Here is a 20,609-nt window from a genome sequence, read left to right as displayed (position 1 = left end):
GCGCATCGTGCCATGAGGGGTTCCGGCGCGGGCCACGCAAGTCAAATCGGTGTAGCCGTACCATTTCGTCTTCTGATGTGTATCGGGCTCCAGCACGTCACACATCCCCGCGATGAGGGAGTGGACGCGAAAGCGCACTGTTGTCGATGCCAGGAAAGCTAGGCTGGACTACAACGCTACAACGCCCACACGAACCCCGCTTTTGCCGGCAACCGTCCCCCATTCGGCTAGGTCAGTCCTGTAGTCTGGGCGATACGGGGCCCCGGGTGCAGCCGCAGCGATCGAAGAAGAATATATGAAATTGATTGTCAATCGTTAGAGTTGAAAACAGAATAAAACAAAGGTAAATAGGATTATTCCTATTCTATTAGGAAAAGTACGATTTTATTCAAGTGGACTTGACTTGTTGTTTGATAGAAGAATAGTATGGCCAAATATTTTAGTGATTTTTATTTAATGAAATCTGTTGCCTCCTCCGGAATCCCTGCTGAATTCGATGATGCTTTGCTCGTCGGCACCTCACCGCTCTGGTCGAGAATCGCTGGTTCGCTGAAGGCGCGTATCTTGGCTGGTGAGTGGGCGCCAGGTACAGCGATTGCAACGGAGAGCGCTTTGGCACAGCACTATCGCGTCGCGGTCGGAACTGTGCGCGCGGCGATTCACGTGTTGGTGGACCAAGGCATGCTCGAGCGGGCGCAGGGCCGCGGGACCTATGTGAGAGGTGCCCTATACGGGGCCTTTATGACGCGATTTCTTCGCTGTGATGATGACAGCGCAGAGCTTCCGCAGTCTCGCATCATGTCTAGGCAGGTCTTGCCCGCACCGGTCGACGTGGCCGCGAAGCTAGGGTTGGAAGAAGGCGCGCAGGTAGTGCACTTGTCACGGCAGCGCAGTTGGAAGGGAATGGTCCGATTGCTCGAGACCATTTGGCTGCCGGAGGTGAGATTTCGCGGGTTGTCCGTACTTGAACCCCGCGAATTCCCCGCTCTGTTGTATCCGTTTTACGCGGTACGTTGCGGGGTGACGGTCTGTCGAGCCGTCGATGATCTGAGCTTTACCAGGCTAGGCGGACGCGAAGCGGAACTGCTTCGTGTGGCTGAGCACCACCCGGCATTGTCGGTAACTCGTGTTGCGTTCGATATGGCGGATAAGCCTGTGGAATATCGCCTGGCCTTGGGTAACGGAGACGAGTTTCAGTACCGCACCGAGACTCGTTGAAGGCCTGTCAACCCCGATGGTGTTAAGCGGGACCTTCGCGTTATAGCGGCCCGCTCGGGAAGTAGCCGCAAATTGATTGGAGACCTATGCGATTCGCAGTCTGTGCATCTATAGCCGTGCTTTGCTGTGGCCTGATCGGTAGCCACGCGCAAGCGACGGCATGGCCGACGGAAAAACCTATCCGGTTAGTCGTGGGCTATCCACCGGGCGGAGGTGCTGATGCAATGGCACGCCTGCTGTCGCCTCTTCTCAGCCAGGAACTGGGGCAAAGGGTCACGGTCGACAATCGCCCTGGCGCTGGGGGTAGGATTGCCGCGGATCTGGTCGCAAAAACGGATCCGGATGGCTATACGCTGCTGCTGGATGCATCATCGTTTGCGATCAACCCGGCCCTGTACAAACGACTGCCTTATGACCCCATCGGATCGTTCGTGCCGGTATCGTTGATTGCCTTGTTCCCGAACATCCTGGTCGCGAATCCTGGTTTTCCTGCATCCTCGGTGGGTGATGTGGTGTCATTGGCTCGCAAGGAGCCAGGTCGAATTGCCTATGCATCAGGTGGGAATGGGACCGCACAGCACTTGGCTGGTGCGATGTTTGCGCAGTCCATGGGAATCGAGTTGCTACATGTCCCCTACAAGGGCGGCGGCCCGGCCTTGGCTGACGTCATTGCCGGTCAGGTCCCGGTCTTCTTCGCCAACACGGCCTCCGCCTTGCCTCATATCCGCGCCGGAAAGCTCCGCGCGCTTGCCGTGACCGGCGACAAACGTGTCGCAGCCCTGCCCGGCACGCCGACCATGGCAGAAGAGGGAGTGATGCGCTATGAGGTGTACGAGTGGAACAGCGTGTTTGCTCCTGCCGGCACACCACCCCACATCGTACAGCGTCTTTCGGAAGCGATTCGCAAGGCAATGAGCGAGTCCGAGAGCCGGGAACGTGTGAGTAACCTCGGCGGTGCGGTCGTGGCAGGAACGCCATCGGAAGCATCTCGGTTTATCAAGGTGCAGATGACCGAGTGGGAGAAGGTCATCAGCCGCGATCGAATTCAGGCCGATTGAATTGTGTTGCAGTCGCGAGGTGGCGCCGTGAGGAGAATCAGGAAACTGGCCGCAAGGATTGCTATGGTGTGCGCAGATAGCGCAATACCAGCCCCCGGTTGTTGCGCTTCATCTGGCGATAATGCAGCCGGCCCGGCGCCGAGGCGATCCATGCGCAGCGCGCGTGCGCGTTCGCGGCGGGAAAGAATTCCAGCGTCTCGGTGCCCTCGAGTATGGCGCGCGCCTGCTATGGTGCGGATTCCTGTTTCGTACAAGTCGATGATCATCCGGCGATGATCAACCATCCCCGCTAGCCGGCCTCCCATCGGCTGTCAATACCAAACGGGCCTTGTTTAACCGAGGCTCATCAACCGATGGAAATGCGTTGGCTATCTGGCTCTCCAGGCTCCCCCGCCATTGGAAAACGCTTCGTCAGTGGATGGCGCCAGATTCGGACTTGTCCGATAGACAGCCCTTGATGTGGTGAGCTAGCCTGTTCCGCTAGATGGCACTGGCACACGCAGCGCGTCCATGCCGATCAACGAGAAACCGGATTTCACTGCCGCCATGCGAACCCTCATTGACGTTTTGCAGCATCCGAGTGCCAGGCTGACCCAGCACCTCGGTCTCTCGGTAGCCACGCTCACCTCGCCGCTGGATGTTCTGGAGTTCCGTCTTGAGGAAGGGTTCAACGAAACCTACGTGGCTGACATCACCGTCACGTCGATCGACAAGGCGATCGACGGCGCGGCCTGCGTGGGGCGTCGCTCGACCTTTACGATCGACGAACGCGCCGCGATCCCATCGTTGCCGGGTCTGGTCGACCCGGTAGTCAGTCCTGCACGCACGGTCAATGGCGTGGTGACGCAATGGGAGCGTCTCAGCACAAGCCGTGACGAGTCCACCTACAGGCTGCGCATCGAGCCACGTGTTGCCCTGTACAGGCAGGTGTACGACTCGGGAATCTTCCTGGACAAGACGCTAAAGGAACTGATCGCCGAGTCGATCATCGACCGCCACCTGATCGAGTCATTCGACGTCGAGTTCAAGCTGGAAGGCGTCGAGGAGCGCTTTGAGCAGACGGTCATGTACGAGGAGACCGTCTGGAACTTTGTGTCGCGCTATTGCCGGCGCGCCGGCATCTTCATCTACTTCAAGCAGGGCCGCAAGGGAGACGGACCACAGCGCGACACGATCGTATTCGGCAACTCGCCCCGCGGCTACGTGCGCGCGCTCGAGGTGCCGCTGATGCCGGTTTCCGGCCTCTCGGGCAACTGGCACGAGGCGGTGCTGTCGATCAGTCCGGTCCGCAAACTGGTGCCGGCCGTGGTCGAGTTACGGGAGCAAAACTACCGTACGCCTGGTGATCCGCTGAAGGCCGAGTCGTACGTCGCGCGCGACGACCACTCCGTGTACGGCAGCGTGAACCGCGGCACCGAGCACCACCACACGGCAGAGGTCGGGCAGATGCTGGCCGACGCCAGACGCGATGAACTGATCGCCCGGCAGACCACGTTCAGGGGCACGAGCAACGTGATCGGCATGATGCCCGGCATGGTGGTGCGCCTGACCAACCACAAGATGCCCGAGGCCGAATACGGTGTCGTGATCACGAAGCTGGTCACGACAGGCAGTCGCAGCCAGCCGGTCATCAACACGTTCGAGGCAACGCCCTCGCATCTGACGTATCGCCCTGAGTACGTCCCTGAGCGGGACTGGCGCAGGATCGGCGGCACGCTGGTCGCCACCATCGAGTCGGGCGACGACGGCCCTTACGCGTGGCTGGACGAATACGGCCGCTACCGGGCACTGCCGCATTTCCAGCGCCGCACGGGCAAGCGGGGCGTGAACACCATGCCGCTGCGCCTCATGCGCCCAAGCGCGTCATACCAGGGCGGCTTCCATTCGCCGCCGCTGCCGGGCACGGAGGTCCGGCTCGAATGCACCAACGGGGACGTGGACCGCATGTATATCGCCGGGGCGCTGCATGACTATGCGCACCCGGACATCGTACATGGCAAGGCGGGCTGGCACAGCCGCGCGATATGGCGCTCGCCGCTCCATGGCGCGAAGATCCGCTTCGAGGATCTGAAGGGCCACGAAGGCGCGAAGGTCGCGACGGTCTACATGAAGTCGTCGGTCAGCCTTGGCTATCTGGTCGACAGCCAGAAACAGAAGCGCGGCGAGGGCTTCGAGATCAGCACGCAGGGCTGGGGCACCGTGCACGGGGCGAAGGGCCTGATGCTGTCAGCCGACGGCTTGTCGAGCCCGAATGCCCCGCAGCTTGAGATGCAGGCGGCGCTCCAGGAGCTTCAGTTGGCCCTGAGCCGCGTGACCGCGCTGGTCGACACCACCACGCAGGCGAAGGCCGTGCCCGCCGACAAGGCGACCCAGGCGAGCCTGAAAGACGCGCTGGACCAGCTCAAGAGCGCAGGGCTGATCGCCAGCGCACCAGGCGGCATCGCGCTGGTGACCCCACAATCGATCCAGCAGGCCGCCAGCGCAAACGTGATGGTAAGCGCCGGCAGGCACGTTGACGTGAGCGCGGTAAAGCGCTTCACGCTGGCCGCCGGCGACCTGATCTCGCTGTGCGCGCACAAGCTCGGGCTGAAGATCTTCGCGGCGAAGGGCAAGGTCGAGATTCAGGCACAGAGCGACGCGATGGACCTGTTTGCCGACAAGCAACTGCGGGTGGCAAGCGCCAGCGCCGACGTGTTGGTTACAGGGCGCACGAAGACTGTCATGGCGAGCGGCGGCGCCGCGCTTACGATCGAGAACGGCAATGTCGTGTTCCACTGCCCGGGCGATTTCAAGATCAAGGCAGCATCGTTCACGTTCGAAGGCCCTGCTAGTGTCAATGCCCCGTTGCCAGCGCTTCCAAAAAGCAATTTCAATGCAACGAATTCCTACAACATATCGCGCTAAACATGCTCATCAGCCCTCCATTCCTTCCCGCTTCGGGCCTGACGTCTGACGGCATGTCCGCCAGTTCCGGCGATGTGCCGAAACGATATCCAGTTGATCCCATGATGGACGAAGTGGACGGATACGAACTGGCACACGGCATCTATCCGGTTGCCTTTGATCGCCGCTGGCATACCGGCGTACATCTGTATCCCAGTAACCAGAATCTTGAGGTGCGGGCAATTGCCGACGGTGAAGTTGTGGCATATGGCGTGAGCCAGAAGCCGATCAGCGATGGTGTGCAAAAAGCGGATGGAACGCCTGAACTGAACAGCAATACGGGCTTTGTGCTGCTGAAGCACACGACAGAGACCGGCAACGGTCGCAAGCTGACATTCTATTCGCTCTACATACATTTGATGGATCTGGACGAGCAGAACAGCCGAGGTCTTCCGCCGATCCCGGCGCCAGCACACTACGCGTTTCCATCCTGGCTGAAGCACTCTACAAAGGGAGCCGTTTCCGGCGAGGGACAGAAAGTTTGCAGAAAAGATGTCCTTGGTTACGTGGGCAAGTGCCATGGCATTCCGTACCTGCACTTCGAGATTTTCATGATGCCGGATGACTTCACCGGACCCCACGGGTATTTCGATGCAACCCAGCTAGGACAGCAGCAACTAGTCACATCTACGACCTCAGATTGTTGGGGAAGTACGTACTATGTGATTCGTGGTCCGAGCACCTTCCTGCCGTCGCCGGTCAATCCTTCGCCCGATGGTAACTCCAAGATTCACGGCATAACGTTCGCTGGGCAGCAGGCCGGAACACTTGCCGATGGCCAAACCTTGTATGTCGAGGCGTTTTTCGACCGCGGCCAGCGCTACACCCGCTCATGGCTCGATATAGGAGACGGAACACCGCTCCGACCGCTGACACTTGATCCCATGCCGGATGCGTACGCGGATTATGAGTACGATCTCTTCAAGCGGGCAACGGCGTTGTATCCCGCTTGCCCTGCGGACGGCTATGAAATGCAGCGCTTCGGGCGGGTTCTTAATCCGTCGATTACGTTACAGGCTGCCGGCGATCGCCGCACTTGGATTTCCGTGGTATTCGACACTGATGGCAAAGCGGGCTATATCGATATTAGCGACCATAAGGTTATAAAAACCTCTGACGCTGATTTTCCGTTCTTCATGAACTGGAGAAAGGTCAGTGACACTAACAGCCCATTTGACAGTGATGCGCTGTGCGATGTCGATGCCTTGAAGCAATTGCTGAACGATGTTAATGCGTCTTCCGCCTCCACCACCGCTCCGGCAGCGACTGTTACAAGCGCGTCGTCTGTGGTGCCCAACCCGAAGGAATGGAGCAAGGACGATGAACTGCGCGGCTATGTGATGGCACATGATGTTCGCGCCAAGCTGCGTGGTTTTGTATGTGAGGCTCCAAGCGAGTGGGATAGTAAAAACAATGAAACACGATACGCAAAGATCACGGATCAAGGTGGATTTTACGAAAATAATCCTGATGGGTATAAGAAATTTATCGATTTTCAGGTGAGATTACAATTCTGGGATGCAACAGGACTCCCTCCAGCACAGAAACTCTGGTTTTTTCACCCACTTGAATTCATCCGCCATTTCAGGAAGTGCGGGTGGCTGAACATCCGAGAACTGGCTCAGGCTATTCCAGCTGGATCGAATCGCACGATTCAATCGTTATCGAAAATTTTTAAAGATGGACGAAACGATAACAGCGGTCGTGTGGTGCGACCAACCAATCTTTATCCTGCGATAAGTGTCTGTATGAATAGATATGGAATTACATCGAAGCCAAGAATGGCAAACTGGTTTGGGCAAACGCTGCATGAAACAGGTCTCTATTCTTCTATGCGGGAGAATGGCTCGGTGGCTTACCTCACGAATTATTATGAGGGACGATGTCATACGCCAGTTCAAAGATTGATTGGCGGTCAGATGAAAACACTGTCCCCTCTCGGGAATTGCGATCCCGGGGACGGCGTACGTTTTTCCGGAAAAGGGATGATTCAGCTGACGGGTGGGGATAATTATCGAAATTATAGCAAATATCGTGGTGGTGCGAATTTCGCAACTGACCCAGGCCCGGAAAGCGTGATTGCAGAGGCTTATAATGCTTGCGATGTGAGCGGATATTATTGGGCCAGCAAGCAGAGATACCGTTATAACGAGAATCACGTCCTTGTTCCGTTGGGGAAATTAGGCATTAATTATTGGGTCGAAAGAGTATCGTTTGATGAGGATATTGACTCGACAGCGTTAGCCAGTGCGATCAGAAATGTCACGCTTTGCGTGAATGCGCAGGCGGTTGGGTTTGACGAACGACTAAGGCTCACAAGACACGCGTATTCGTATCTTTCCGATATGGTCGATGGATTTTCAGTTGACTTCAAGCTGATAATGGATTGATTGATGAAATTATTCTATTTTGCCGTGCTTGCGCTGATGTGTGCGGTTTCATCCTCCACCGCATTTTCGGAGTCGAGGTGTAATTTTGAGTTGCCTGAGAGCAGGGAATTTAAATTTAAGATGATTTCTGATTGCTATTATGAAATAGAAAACCACACTAATTATGGTGGGGATAATTATCTCTCCCTTGATGATAGGCATGGCATTGATTCCGTGATATCAGATGCTGACAGATTATACTTGGATGATGGGAGGTACTATTTTTCATACGAAGAAATCGATGGCCAGAATTTTACTCGACACCAGATAGAAAATTATCCGGCTCGGCACGTATTTGTCAGTGGAATGGAGGGGTATATAGGTGAGTGGGTCGGATTTATGCAGATGCTGCCTAAATACAAGAGGAATGACGGCTATTCACTGACCGCAAAATGCGTATCAATTGCGCTGGGCGATAAAAAAAATGTCCTGACAACAAAATTTTGCGCTCCAAATACATCTTCGGGGAATATTTTTATTAAAAAATATGAGGCTCTAATTTTGAAAGCTAGGCTTGCCAAACAAGTAGGTCAGTAGAGAGTGATGACGTACAACCCATTGTGTTATGCACATCTTTTGCCCAATTTCCGAGCACATCGTTAGGAGGCTCATTGACAGAAGGGTTTCCGGGCTGCGGTGGCCGCACAGAGTGGTGCCCGGGCGGCGTCGCTAACCGCGCGCGCGGTCCTTGGTTCTGGTTTGGCGCGGCGGGCCCGCCCAACGGCTTGCTCCTTCTCGCACTTGGTATTGCACGTGCCGGATACGAGCAATCACAGCTACCGCTGTGTTCACGTCATGGTTGGCAACGAAAAAATGATGGCCCAATTAGGAGGTGTGTGTCTGCTACGCAAGCGCGAGCTTAGCCTGGAAAGTGGCTTCAGTTACGACCTTTTTATGGAAATGCTTGGGACGCTCCGTTTTATGGAGTAACCGAATTCAGAAATATTCGGAATTCATGATGAAAAATACTTCCGGAGATTTCTGGAAGTATATGTGGGCAGACAATGCCTGCTCCACTGAGATAGGAAAGGATCCATGATTCGGCGCATTATCGCAGCATGCGGGCTGCTTTTATATTCGATCGCCTATGCGCAATCGGCAACTGACGCGGCTCGTCTTCGCAGCATCGGAACTAATCGTACTTCTTCCAAAGTGGAGGAGCAATGTGGCATGTCATTGAGAACTCCGGCTTTGAAAAGCGTCTCTGATCAAGTGATTGGGTTCGGGTGCACCAGTTCATATAAAAACAAGGACTATGCCGTCATGGAAATGGATTTTCAATACGATCCGAACTTCGACCCCCGTGGGGGCGATAGCGTTGCCTTCATCGTCGAAGAGATCGGAATCGAAAGAAAGTTGACTGCTAAAGGTCACAGCGTATTCCGATTGAAACCCGGAGATAGCCTGCCGACGCTGGTGATGAGTTCAGCATACCAAACATCAAACTGCGGTGACCCGGCAATAAAAACCGAGGTAAGGCCGATCCAGGGCAGTAACTGGCATGGCTGGATCGCTGAGGAAACCTTTGCCAAAGCACGTGGACGTTGCAAGCCAGAGAAGGAGTACACATCACGCTATCGCTGCGTTCATGTCATGGTTGGCAACGACAAGATGACGGCCCAATTAGATGCCGTGTGCCTGCTACGCAAGCGCGAGCTTAGCCTGGAAAATGGCTTCAGTTACGACCTGTTTATGGAAATGATTGGGACGCTCCGTTTCATGGAGGAGTAACTGTGAAAGTCGGGTGTGTACGGAGTTTATGCAGACGGCGTTTGGAAATACCTATGGGAAGGCAATTTTTACTCTTGGTCGCCCCAGTATTCGGCTCAGCATAAAAAAAGAATTGATGACCATGCGCATGATCGATAGATTGCTCCTCGTTCCGTTGGTTTTGGCTTCCTGTGGCGTTTTTGCGGAAGATTCGACAATCGCATTCGCGCCGACTCCAGCTACGAGGGCCATCTTGAGAGTCGACGGTCATTCAGTAACCTTCGCTATTGTGAACCCCGAGAAGAGAGTTCATCGTGGAGAAATTGGCGTCGACACGGAAAAACCCATTCATGTCGCAGTCGATGACTATAGCTTTGATGGCCGGAAAGGGTTTTCCATTTGGTCTGTCGATGATGGGATGGGTGTTTATACAATCCATAGGGTTTTTCTTTATTCAATTAACAACTCTACGTTTGTGGAAGCGTACCCGGCGTGTGGATATCGGTTTATCAACCTGAAGGTTGATAAAAAGAGGAGGCGGCTTATTAGTACGTACTACGAAGAAAATATCCCAAGACTGTGCATGACCCGTCTGCCGAAAGTCGGAAAAGGAATGTTTTAATAAAAGCAGGTAAATGATCTGGGGCGAGCAATGCGAAGCCGTATTCGAATGGGCGAAAAACTGGGAAGTGGCGATGAGAAATCGATAGCCGCCTCAGGCGTGTTTGGGCGACGGGGCTCACGTGGCAGGGCGACGATCGCCAAGGGCAACGCGTCGCTTCCGGGCAAGGACGGCAAGCCGATTGCGATACGTTTTCGATGCGTCGCTATTTTGTTTTTGATGTGGATGTGCGGGCTTTTTTGTGCTGAATCGATCACAGATAGAGATTTCAGTATCGAGGTAAATTCTGAGCCGGAGATTGTTATAAAAGGGCCCGGCTATCGGAATCGATGCTTGGTCGAAAAAAAGCCGCTTGGTATAAGGTTGAGTTCTGACCGGGAATTGGTGATTGTGTCGGGGACTTCATATATTACAGTGGATAAATTGATGCACTGTAAGCCTGAGGTGGTCGTTCGCGCAAAGATGGCGGCTCCCCATGTCGGATTTTTATCAGACGTAAATCTGCGGGCTGGTATTTATGCATCTCTTGTTCCCGTTTCCTTGAATCCGATGAGTTTCCTGGCGGTTGTTGCGAAAATCGGTAGCGATAAAAATATCGTTAATTTGCCTGGGTTTTATATGGCAGGCATGCGTTCGTCAAAAATGCGGAGGGAGGCATCTCCAAGTGTATCGCCAGTGATTTCGCTCGATGGACGTTATGTTTCTCTTGGTTTGCATAGTTGTGGATCTAATGAATACGTCGACGTTGTTGACATTAAATCGAGTAAATGGACTCGGATTGAACGCGCATCGTGCGAGAAATCATTCAACTTTCAGTGATTATTATGAGATCCCCTATTCGCGTCGGTGACGCATTGGAAAACGGCGGTTCCGTAACGACCGCCTCGTCGGAAATGATGTTCATGGGCCGGCTTCTGGCGTGCCTCGGTGACGAGGCACTCTGTGCGCGGCATGGGAGGACGACGATTGCCGAGGGCAACGCCTCGTTTCCCGGCAAGGGCGGGAGGCCGGTCGCGATGCACCATCACCGCTGCGCGTGCGGCTGCCGGTTGCTTTCGTCGCTGCAAAACGTGAATATCGCCTGACGATGGCGGTCGATCTGGCAGCGGTGGGCTTGCCGAGTGCGTACCCCGCGAACAAGCCGCGCCTTGTGCCGTGGCTTATCGGCTGGGTGCTGTGCTGCGGGATTGGTGGCGCGGCAGCGCTGTTGCTGTGGCCGGCGGGCACGCCCGCGCGCGGCCCGTGGTTCTGGTTCAGCGTGGTGGGCCTGCCCAACGGCTTGTTTCTTTTCACGCTTGGCATTGCGCGTGCCGGATATGAGGCGATCTGGTTCCGGGCGCACTACCGGAATATGCACCGGCGCCAATGGCTGAGTCACCGCGTGCGTTATGCGCAGCAGCCGTTGCAGGTACTTGGTGTTGGGTATTGCCTGCCGCTCAAGAGCGAGCCGCTTTCGGCTGCCCTTGCCGGGACGATGATCTTGATGGAGGCACAGTCGCCGCGCACTGGTGCCGGAACGATCGTGCATAGCCGGTTTACAGATGACGATCCGCTGTTTGCGGAGCCGGACGAAGAGGAACCGGCGCCGTTGACGGATGAAGACTTGGGGGACGCCGCCGGACAGCAGCCGAGCGTTGCGCCCGCGCCCACGCGTGAGCAAATTCCGCCCGTCGTGCGGATGCTTGCCCAGACCCTCGACACGCTCGGCCCAAGCCTGCATGCATTGTCGCAGTACGGCGCGACTTATGCGCCCGCCGTGCGGGTGCTCGCGTCCGCGGAGTGCGCCGATACTCGTGTGCAACAGGTCCGCCACGCCCTGCGGATTGCCGGATTGCCTGCGCTTGAGTGCATGGCGGTGCCGGCCGGCAATGGCCTGCTCGTAGCCGATGCGTGGCTCGACGCTGGCGAGAAGCGGCCGCTGCTGGTGATTGCCGCGCAGTGGCACGATGCGCCGCCTGCTGGCAGTACCGAAGGCGGCGTCGCCGTACTGCTCGGTCCTGGTGTGTTTCTGCTACCTGAGCCGGTCAAGGTCATGGCGACCCTGCACCGGCCGGTTGCAGGCGAGCTGGATGCGCTCGCTGATGTGCTGGCGAACGCCGTGATGTGGGGCAACGCCGAAGCCCCGGCCGTCCATCCCGCCTGGATCAGCGGGCTGGACGCCTCGCACGATACGGCTCTGCTGTCTGCACTCGGCAGCGCTTCGCTGAGCGGCATCACAAAGCTGGAAACGCAGCGCCGGCCCGATAGCGTCATCGGTCACGCGGGCGCGGCAGGCGGCTGGCTGTCGATTGCCGCCGCCGTTGAGTCGGCGAGTGCCGGCCCGCACCTGATCGTTCACACGCCCGAGCACACACAAGCCGCGCAGGCCGCCATCCTTTATGTGAGCCCCGCAGCGGACCCCACAACGGACCCCACTTCGCCGTATGACGAATCCAACGAATAACCTCAAGGCATTGGCACCGCGCGACGACTCTTCCGGCACTTCCGGCTCCCTCGTCACCTGGGGGCTGGTGGTGGCCGCCGTCGCGTTGGCCGCACTTGCCCTCGGTCTGGTCTGGCTCAAGGGCGATCAGTTCAATGTGCCGACGCTGGACGCCAAAAAGACAGCCTCGATCTGGATTCTCGCCGTACTGGCTGGGGTCTTGATCCTGCATCCCGTCGCACTGGGACTTGGCGCGTACAGCGTGGCAGGCCGGCTTTTTCGCCGGGAGACCGGTAGCCAGCAGGAGGCCATCAAGGCCACCTCCGCGCTCAAACGCGATGCGCGCCTGCAGTACCTGTGCGAAGACCTGCGTGCCTCGCACGGCTGGTTCTGGCGCTATCGGCTGCCGTGGCTGCTGGTGAGCGGCAGCGATACGCTGGTCGATACCGTAGCCCCCGGTCTCAAGCAGGCGGGCGTGATGCATATCGCCGATGCCATCCTCGTGCATGCTGCGCCTGACGGCATGGATGCGGGGCTGTGGCGCAAACAGGTCAGGCAGTTGAGACGCAGGCGTCCGGTCGACGCCGTGGTGCAGGTGGTGCGCACGGGTGAGGCCATCCGGCCCGACGCCGAGCTTGCACGCACGCTCTCGACTATCGCAACCGAGCTCGGCTGGGCCGCGCCCGTGACGTTCCTGCATCCGGTGCCGACGACCGGCCGCCAACCCGAGACGTTCCAGGCCATCGGCGCCTTCCTGACGGGTTCATGCCACCGTCGTGCTCCGGGGCCTGCCAATGCACTGAACGACCAGCTTACGATGCTTGAACAGCGCACGGGGACGATTGGCGTGCCACTGTGCCACGAGTCGACGCGCATGCCGTACCTCGCGCAGGTATCGCAGTACATTGGCGGGCAACGCGAGCGGATCGTGGCCAGTTGGGATACGTTGATGGCCTCGAAGTGGCTTCGCGCACCGCTGCAAGGCGTGATGTTCGCGCCGGTGTTTGCCGCGAGCCAGCCGGTTGCAGTACCGGTTCTGACGCCGGCCATGGCCGCGTCGGCTGAAGTAGCCCGGCCCGACGTCTCCAGCATGGCGCTGCGTGAGCAGCCGGCCTCGCTACTGCCCACGTGGCAGGAGATTGGCCGCAGCCTGCGCCGGCATCGAGGCAGGCGCATCGGCTTTTACTGGCCGAACGCGCTCGCCGCGCTTGTCACCGTGGCAGCGATCGGCTGGTGCGTGGCGATGACAATCTCGTTTGCCGGCAACCTGCAAGGCATCCGGCAGGCGCGGGCGAGCGCCGATGCAGCCGACGCAGCCGTTGCGGCCGCGCCCGGCAGCCCGGCTGCCCTGYGCGCGCAACTCGCGCTGCAGCAGCGCATTGAGATGCTGGAGTATCGGCAGCAGCATGGCGCGCCGTGGCATCTGCGTGCGGGCCTGAACCGCAATGACGCGATGCTCGACGAGCTGTGGCAGTCGTACAGGACGGTCGCCGAGCGCAACCTGCAGCGCCCGGTCTTGCAGACCCTGCGGGCCACGCTCACCGATCTCGCGCAGACGCGCGCCGATGCGTTGCAGAGTCACGACGCGCAGCGGCGCGGCTATGACGCGCTCAAGGGGTACCTGATGCTGGCGGAACCGCGCCGCACCGATCCCGCGTTCCTGACCGGGTTGATCGTCTCCGCATGGCCCGCACCGGCTGTGATGCCGGCCGGCGAGTGGCTGGACACGTCGCAGCGGCTCGCCAGCTTCTACGCAGCCCACCTGAAGGCGCACCCGGAATGGCGCATCAACGCGTCCGATACCCTCGTGGCCGAGGCGCGCAACACACTCGTCAACCAGATCGGCCTCGCGAACGCCGACGACACGGTCTACCAGAACGTGCTGGATGACGTGCGGGGCAAGTACGCGGATGCATCGCTCGCGACGCTGCTCGGTGGCGCAGACGCGCGTGGGCTCTTCACCACGACGCGCACGGTGCCGGGCGTCTTTACGCGCGCGGCGTGGGACGGCATGATCGCCGAGTCGATCGACAAGGCCGCTCGCGAACGGCGCGTGCATGGCGACTGGGTGCTGGCGAACGGGGGCGCGGCACAGTCGGTGGCGGCGACCGTCGCGCAAGGGGCCGTAATGACGAGCGCACGGCAGGAGCAACGCGCCACCGACGATCTCAAGGCGCGGCTGACCGAGCGCTATTTTGCGGAGTACACGGCCGCATGGCAGGGCATGCTCAACAGCATCCAGTGGCAGCAGGCGGCGAACCTGAACGATGCGATCGACCAGCTCACTCGGCTGACGGACGCGCAGACGTCACCGCTGATCGCGCTGATGCGGTCCGTGCAGTATCAGGCACAGGCGGGTCGTCCGCAGCAGGCGCTGGCCGACACACTGGTGCGCAAGGCGCAAAGCCTGATCGGCAGCGACGACAAGGCCCAGGCCGCCGCAGTCCATCCTCTGGACAAGCCATTCGGGCCGCTGCTCGCGCTGATGGGCGACGGTGGCGGCAGCGCTAGCGCTGGCAGCGGAGATGGTCACGGCGGGAATGCCGCCAGTGCCGCCACGACGCTGAACGGGGTGAGCCTCGCGCGCTACCTGACGGTCGCCACCACGATGCGCCTGAAGCTCCAGCAGGTGGCGGCGAGTCCCGATGCGCAGGTGATGGCCCGCTCGCTCGCGCAGGCCGTGTTCCAGGGGAAGCTCTCGGAACTCGCACAGGCACAGGATGACGCAGCGCTCACCGCCGCGAGCCTGGGCACGCAGTGGTCGGGCTTTGGCGACGCGCTGTTTGCGCGACCGCTCGACACGGCCTGGCAGACGATCCTGCAGCCGGCCGCCGCGAGCCTGAACGAGGCGTGGCGCGTGAGCGTCGCTGCACCGTTTGCGACCACCTTCAGCGGCCGCTATCCGTTCTTCGATACGAATGCCGATGCGTCGTTCGCCGAGCTGGGGCGCTACGTGCGGTTCGACACGGGACTGATCGCGCGCTTCGTCACGACGCAACTGGCCGGCGTGCTCAAGCCGCAAGGCGACCAGTGGGTGCCCAATGAACTGGCGCCGCAGGCGTTGCAGTTCGATCCCGCGTTCCTCGCCGCGATCCGGCAGTTGTCCACGCTTGGTGCCCAGATGTACGTGCAGGGCGATGCGGGATACCGCTTCGAGATCATGGCATTGCCGACCCCGAACGTCACGCGTTCGGCGCTGTCCGTCGACGGCAAGCAGATCGTCTACTTCAATCAGCGCGAAGCGTATACGCCGCTCGCGTGGCCCGGCAATGGCCTGAACGGCCACGCGGGCTTGACGTGGCAGTCGGTCAATGCCGGCACGCGCCAGGCGTTCGAGTCGACCGGCGACTGGGCCTTCCTGCGCCTGCTGGCGAAGGCCGAGGTCCAGCCGCTCGACAGCACGCGCTATGCACTCACGTGGAAGGCGTTGGACAAAGATACGGACGGTGAGCCGCTGCGCTACGTGCTGCGCACGCAGGTTGGCGCGGGTCCGCTGGATCTGCTCAAGCTGCGCGACTTCAGGATGCCCGAGCGCGTCTTTATCGTCGCCAAGGCCGGGACGGCGCCGGTTCTGCCTCCATTGCGACCGGAGATGACACCATGAGTGACGAAGACAATCCGCTGCTGAAATATTACGACGCCGAGATGCGCTATCTGCGCGAGGCGAGCAGGGAGTTCGCCGCGGCGCAGCCCAATGCGGCGCGCCGGCTGGGCCTGACGAGCCTGGGTGAGCGCGAAGACAGCGTGGAACAGCTCTACCAGGGCTTTGCGTTCCTGATGGCGCGGATGCGCGCGAAGCTCGATGACGCGCTGCCGGAAATCACCGACCCGCTGATCGACAACCTGTGGCCGCACGCCGGGCGCACGATTCCGTCGCTGGCGATCCTCGAATGCGTGCCGCGCGCGGGCGAGGCACGCGTGCTCGGCACGCTGCCCGCGGGCTCTCAGGTGCGCTCCAGCCCGGTCGGCCCCGAGGGCACTGTGTGCGCGTACCGCACCACCCAGCCCGTGCGCCTGCTGCCGCTCGAGCTGGTGGAGGCGGCCCCTGCGGTGCGCGCCGACGGCCGCACGGTGATCCGCATCGCGTTCGAATTGCTGCATTTCGACCAGCGCCCGCTCGATGACCTGGCGCGCATCCGCTTGTACCTGCATGGCGACCGGCCAACCGCCTCGGCGTTATATGCGGCGTTGACGCGCCAGGTCGACGCGATTGCAGTGCGCATGGCGCGGGTCCATGATGGGCGCCCGCAGCCACTGCCGCGCATGACGATCGAGGTGGCGGGCTTCGGTCCTGAGACGCGGCTCTGGCCGTCTGACCACGAGCGGCGCAACCGGGAGCTGGATCGGGAGCAGACGATGCTCGAGTACTTCACGTTCCCCGAGAAATTCCATTTCGTGGACCTGTGCGGCTTCGATGCGGCGAGCGTGCCTCCGGGCGAAACGCGTGTCGAATTCGAGGTCCTGCTCAACGGGCCGCTCGCCGGCGACGTAGCGTTTGGCACCAGCAACCTCCGGCTCTTCTGCACACCGGTGATCAACCTGTTCGAGATCGATGCGCAGCCGCTGCAGCCCAACGCGCATGATCGCGACTACCTGGTGCGCGCGCCGGACGCCGACGGCGCGCACATCGAACCCTACGATGCGCTGTCGGTTGCCGCTACCGACCTGAACGGTGCGGAGCAGCACGCCTACCGGCCCTTCAAGACATTCCAGCACCGCGGTGGCATGCTGCGGCACGAGGCGCCCGAACGGTACTTCCATGCGTCGCTGGGCTTTGGTGTGACCGGTGGCCGCCAGATGTGGATCACGCTGGGCGGCCACGTATGGGACAAACTCGGGGACGCCCCCGGCAGCCCGCCCGATACGCACGTGAAAGTGCGCGTGCTGGCGAACAACGGCACGTTGCCGCGCATGGCGCTGCGCGAGTCGACGATCACCGCGCTCGCATCGAGCGCGGGGGACGTCGGCAGCGTTCGCAACCTGACGCAGCCCACGTTGCCGCTCTATCCGCCGAGAGGCAGGCAATACCCGTGGCAGGTCATGTCGCACTTCTCCGGTCACGAGTTCAACACACTGGACACGGATGTGCTGCGCGGCGTGCTTGCCCTGTACGACTGGACCGGGCTGGACGACAACGCGAAGCGCATCGCGGCGATCCGGCGCGTCAGGCTTGAGCAACAGGGCGTCCTGCGGAAACAGGGCATGCTGCGGGAGTTCGCCATTCATGTGGAGATTGATCCGGCGGCCTTCGCTGGCCCAGGCGACGTGGTGCTGTTTGGGGACGTGCTGAGTCACTTCGTCGGGCGCTACGCCAGTCTTCACTATTCGGTGCGGCTCGTGCTGGTCGCGAACGGCAAGCAGACGGGCTATCCCGCCACCGAATTCACCGGATCGGGGTTCTGATGGCAGTGAAACACGCGACGTACGTGATGTATGCGACATTTCGCTGGGTGTGGCGATCAGCGGCCTCCCTGGGGCTGGCAGGGATGGTCACGCTGCTAGCCGGCTGCGGTGCCTGGCAGTCGGTCAAGGACACGACAGCGGCGGCTACGAGCGCGGTTTTCGTCGCGAAGGTCAAGCAGATGAACCTCGTGATCGTGAGCCGCAGCGCGCTGAATCAGGATGAGCGCGGCGTGTCGTTGCCGGTCGTGCTGCGTATCTATCAGTTGAAGGACTCCAAGGCGTTTGAAACGGCCACCTACGCGCAACTGCTAGAAGGTGCCGGCGACCCGCTGAAAACGGATAGCCTCGGCCGCACGGAAGTGACGCTTGGCCCCGCCGCAACGGTCAGCCTGTCCGAGCCGATGGCTGACGATGCGCAATACGTCGGCGTCGTCGCGTTTTTCCGTGAGCAGTCGAGCGCCGAATGGCAACTGGTGATTCCGAAGGCGCGATGGAAGAAGGGCGATCCGGTGAAGCTCGCCGTCACGGACAACCGGCTCGAACTTGAGCCAAGGCATTGAACGCTTTGAAGCAGATCGCGTTTCAGCCTACCTCGACATGCTGGCCWAACTCCTCCAGCAGGCTTGCACGATGCTCGTCCAGCCTGGGCGAGTGCCGGAAGCGGCTCGCGCCTGCCTGGCTGCCGATCTTGATCGGGTTGCCGGCCAGGGTGATCGGGCGGTCCTCGCCGATGCTGGCTTGCAGCAGCATGCCGCGCGCTTGCACGTGTGGGTCCTGCACGATGTCGGCCACGCTTTGCAGCGGGCCGTGCGGCACGCCGGCGCCTTCCAGCGTGGCCGACCAGGTGGCGCTGTCCGCATTGGCCAGGCGCGCTTCCATGCAAGTCTTGAGTTCGGCGTGGTGCTGGTTGCGCGCCACCACGGTGGCAAAGCGCGGGTCGGCAGCCAGTTCCGGCAGGCCGAGCGCGGCGCAGAGTTTCTGGAACAGGGCGTCGTTGCCCGCCGCAATCACGATGAAGCCATCGGCGGTCTTGAACATGTCGAACGGCGTGATGGAGGGGTGGCGCGTGCCCAGCGGCGCGGGCACGACGCCGGTGGCGGAGTGGCGCGCGATGGCGTTTTCCAGCAGCGCGACCTGGCAGTCGAGCATGCCGATATCGACACGCTCGCCAAGCCCTGTGCGGCTGCGCTTGAGCAGCGCGGACTGAATGCCGATGGCGGCATACAGCCCGGCACCCAGGTCGCCGATGGATACGCCGACCCGCACCGGGTCGCCGCCGGTCTGGCCGGTCACGCTCATCAGGCCGCCCATCGCCTGCACCACCATGTCGTAGGCGGGGCGGTCGCGGTATGGGCCGGTCTGGCCGAAGCCCGAGATCGAGGCATAGACCAGCCGCGGGTTAGCCGCATGCAGGGCCTCCCAGGTAAAGCCGAGTTTTTCCATCACGCCGGCGCGGAAATTTTCCACCAGCACGTCGGCGCTGGCGATCATGGCCGCCAGCACTTCGCGATCGCGCGGGGATTTCAGGTCGAGCGCGATGGATTCCTTGTTGCGGTTGACCGAGGCGAAGTACGCCGACTCGCCATCCACGAACGGGCCTACATGCCGGGAGTCGTCACCGCCTGCCGGGTTCTCGATCTTGATCACGCGCGCGCCGAGGTCGGCCAGCATCATGGTGCAGTAGGGACCGGCCAGCACGCGGGTCAGGTCCACCACGGTGTAGCCCGCGAGCGGGAGGTCTGCGGCATTGCGATTCATGGAAATCCTTTTTGGGCCGGGAGGCCCCGGGTACATCGAACGAGTGGGGGGAGGGCGTGCGGCTCAGTCGATCCTGGCGCCGCTGCTCAGCGTCAGGTCTGCCACGGTCTTGCCTTCGCGCTGCGCGAACTGGCGGAACTCCGCGGGCGATGCGGACGGCGAGACTTCCTCGCCGCGGCCGGCCAGCCTCGCCCGCAATTCCGGCTTGGCCAGGGCCTTGGCCGAAGCGGCGAAGAGTTTCTCGATCACGGCGGGCGGTGTTTGCGCCGGGGCAAATAGGCCATACCAGTTGGTCACGTCGTAGCCCTTGATGCCGGCTTCGGCGATGGTCGGGTAGTTCGGCAGCACCGTCGAACGCCTGGCTGAAGTCACGGCGATGCCGATCACCTTGCCGGTGTCGATCATGGCTTGCACGGAGGCCGGCGTGGCGAAGGTGAGTTGCGCGTCGCCGCCGGCTACCGCCTGCGCGGAGGGCGCGCCGCCCTTGTACGGCACGTGGGTGAGTTGTACATCCGCCAGCCTGGTGAATTGCACGCCGGCCAGATGCGTGATCACGCCGTTGCCTGAAGAGGAGTAGTTGAGCGTGCCGGGATGCTGGCGGGCTTTCGCCACCAGGTCGGCAACGCTGCTGATCCCGGATGCCTTATTGGCCGCGAGCAGCAGTGGCGAGACCGTCAGGCGCGTGATGGGCGCGAAATCCGTGGGCTCATAGCGAATGTTCTTGTACAGCACCTTGTCGCCGCCCATCAAGCTGGCGCCGGCGATGTACAACGTGTAGCCATCGGCGGGCGCTTTGGCCACGGTCTCGGCGGCAATGGTGGTGCCGGCGCCGGGCTTGTTGTCGACGATGACCGGCTGCCCCAGTTCCTTCGACAGGGCGTCTCCATACAGCCGCGCCACATTGTCGGCTCCGCCGCCGGCAGGGAAGCCGATCACCAGGCGGATGGGCTTGGATGGGAAGGCGTCCGCCGCCAGCGCGGGGCCGGCCAGTGCGGATGCAAGCAGGAACAGCAGGGTTGGGTGTCGCTTGGTCATCGTTGTCTCCT

The 20,609-nt window shown here is 60.6% G+C and carries 15 protein-coding genes; 13 read left to right on the top strand and 2 right to left on the bottom strand.

The annotated features are described in order from the left end of the window. Window positions 1-426: 426 nt before the first annotated feature. From AC1DT6_RS24215 to tssJ, 13 genes are all read left to right on the top strand, one after another. On the top strand, window positions 427-1,218 hold the full coding sequence (locus AC1DT6_RS24215) for a GntR family transcriptional regulator (protein WP_441632813.1): 792 nt from the start codon (window positions 427-429) through the stop codon (window positions 1,216-1,218). A gap of 224 nt (window positions 1,219-1,442) precedes the next feature. Continuing rightward, entirely contained in the window at window positions 1,443-2,276 is an 834-nt protein-coding gene (locus AC1DT6_RS24210; protein WP_441632811.1) for a tripartite tricarboxylate transporter substrate binding protein, read from the top strand. 546 nt (window positions 2,277-2,822) lie between these two features. Continuing rightward, on the top strand, window positions 2,823-5,180 hold the full coding sequence (locus AC1DT6_RS24205; protein WP_477114960.1) for a type VI secretion system Vgr family protein: 2,358 nt from the start codon (window positions 2,823-2,825) through the stop codon (window positions 5,178-5,180). A gap of 2 nt (window positions 5,181-5,182) precedes the next feature. Further along, complete coding sequence (locus AC1DT6_RS24200) at window positions 5,183-7,609, top strand: glycoside hydrolase family 19 protein (protein ID WP_477111397.1); 2,427 nt, start codon at window positions 5,183-5,185, stop codon at window positions 7,607-7,609. Window positions 7,610-7,612: 3 nt separating this feature from the next. Continuing rightward, window positions 7,613-8,185, top strand: coding sequence for a hypothetical protein (locus AC1DT6_RS24195; protein ID WP_441632805.1), 573 nt, complete (start codon window positions 7,613-7,615; stop codon window positions 8,183-8,185). 498 nt (window positions 8,186-8,683) lie between these two features. After that, window positions 8,684-9,379 (top strand): hypothetical protein, encoded by a 696-nt coding sequence (locus AC1DT6_RS24190; protein ID WP_441632803.1) that lies wholly within the window; start codon window positions 8,684-8,686, stop codon window positions 9,377-9,379. Between the two features lie 28 nt (window positions 9,380-9,407). Further along, window positions 9,408-9,980: a hypothetical protein gene (locus AC1DT6_RS24185; protein ID WP_441632801.1), complete on the top strand. Its 573-nt coding sequence runs from the start codon at window positions 9,408-9,410 to the stop codon at window positions 9,978-9,980. A gap of 48 nt (window positions 9,981-10,028) precedes the next feature. Continuing rightward, entirely contained in the window at window positions 10,029-10,799 is a 771-nt protein-coding gene (locus AC1DT6_RS24180) for a hypothetical protein (protein WP_441632799.1), read from the top strand. Window positions 10,800-10,804: 5 nt separating this feature from the next. Beyond that, a complete protein-coding gene (locus AC1DT6_RS24175) occupies window positions 10,805-11,065 on the top strand; it encodes a PAAR domain-containing protein (RefSeq protein ID WP_477102576.1) in 261 nt (86 codons plus the stop codon). A 176-nt stretch (window positions 11,066-11,241) separates the two neighbouring features. Beyond that, a complete protein-coding gene (locus AC1DT6_RS24170; RefSeq protein WP_441632795.1) occupies window positions 11,242-12,423 on the top strand; it encodes a hypothetical protein in 1,182 nt (393 codons plus the stop codon). A gap of 10 nt (window positions 12,424-12,433) precedes the next feature. Continuing rightward, window positions 12,434-16,006 (top strand): ImcF-related family protein, encoded by a 3,573-nt coding sequence (locus AC1DT6_RS24165; RefSeq protein WP_477114959.1) that lies wholly within the window; start codon window positions 12,434-12,436, stop codon window positions 16,004-16,006. Further along, window positions 16,003-17,805 carry a type VI secretion system baseplate subunit TssF gene (tssF, locus tag AC1DT6_RS24160; protein ID WP_477114958.1) on the top strand — a complete coding sequence of 601 codons (1,803 nt, stop codon included), beginning with the start codon at window positions 16,003-16,005 and terminating at the stop codon, window positions 17,803-17,805. The genes AC1DT6_RS24165 and tssF overlap by 4 nt, the downstream gene beginning before the upstream one ends. Next, window positions 17,805-18,365 carry a type VI secretion system lipoprotein TssJ gene (gene tssJ, locus AC1DT6_RS24155; protein ID WP_441632789.1) on the top strand — a complete coding sequence of 187 codons (561 nt, stop codon included), beginning with the start codon at window positions 17,805-17,807 and terminating at the stop codon, window positions 18,363-18,365. Before tssF ends, tssJ begins: the two co-directional genes overlap by 1 nt. A 22-nt stretch (window positions 18,366-18,387) precedes the next feature. On the opposite strand, the gene AC1DT6_RS24150 is transcribed toward tssJ, so the two are convergent. Both AC1DT6_RS24150 and AC1DT6_RS24145 read right to left on the bottom strand, forming a co-directional pair. Next, the gene (locus AC1DT6_RS24150; RefSeq protein ID WP_477114957.1) at window positions 18,388-19,563 is read right to left on the bottom strand and encodes a CaiB/BaiF CoA transferase family protein; all 1,176 of its coding nucleotides are present in this window, start codon (window positions 19,561-19,563) and stop codon (window positions 18,388-18,390) included. Window positions 19,564-19,626: 63 nt separating this feature from the next. Further along, window positions 19,627-20,598 carry a tripartite tricarboxylate transporter substrate binding protein gene (locus AC1DT6_RS24145; protein ID WP_441632785.1) on the bottom strand — a complete coding sequence of 324 codons (972 nt, stop codon included), beginning with the start codon at window positions 20,596-20,598 and terminating at the stop codon, window positions 19,627-19,629. Between the last annotated feature and the right edge of the window lie 11 nt (window positions 20,599-20,609).

Source organism: Cupriavidus sp. 01L45 (assembly GCF_056399885.1).
The sequence above is the reverse complement of the archived record's forward strand: the minus strand, read 5'-3'. Positions and strand labels throughout refer to the sequence as shown.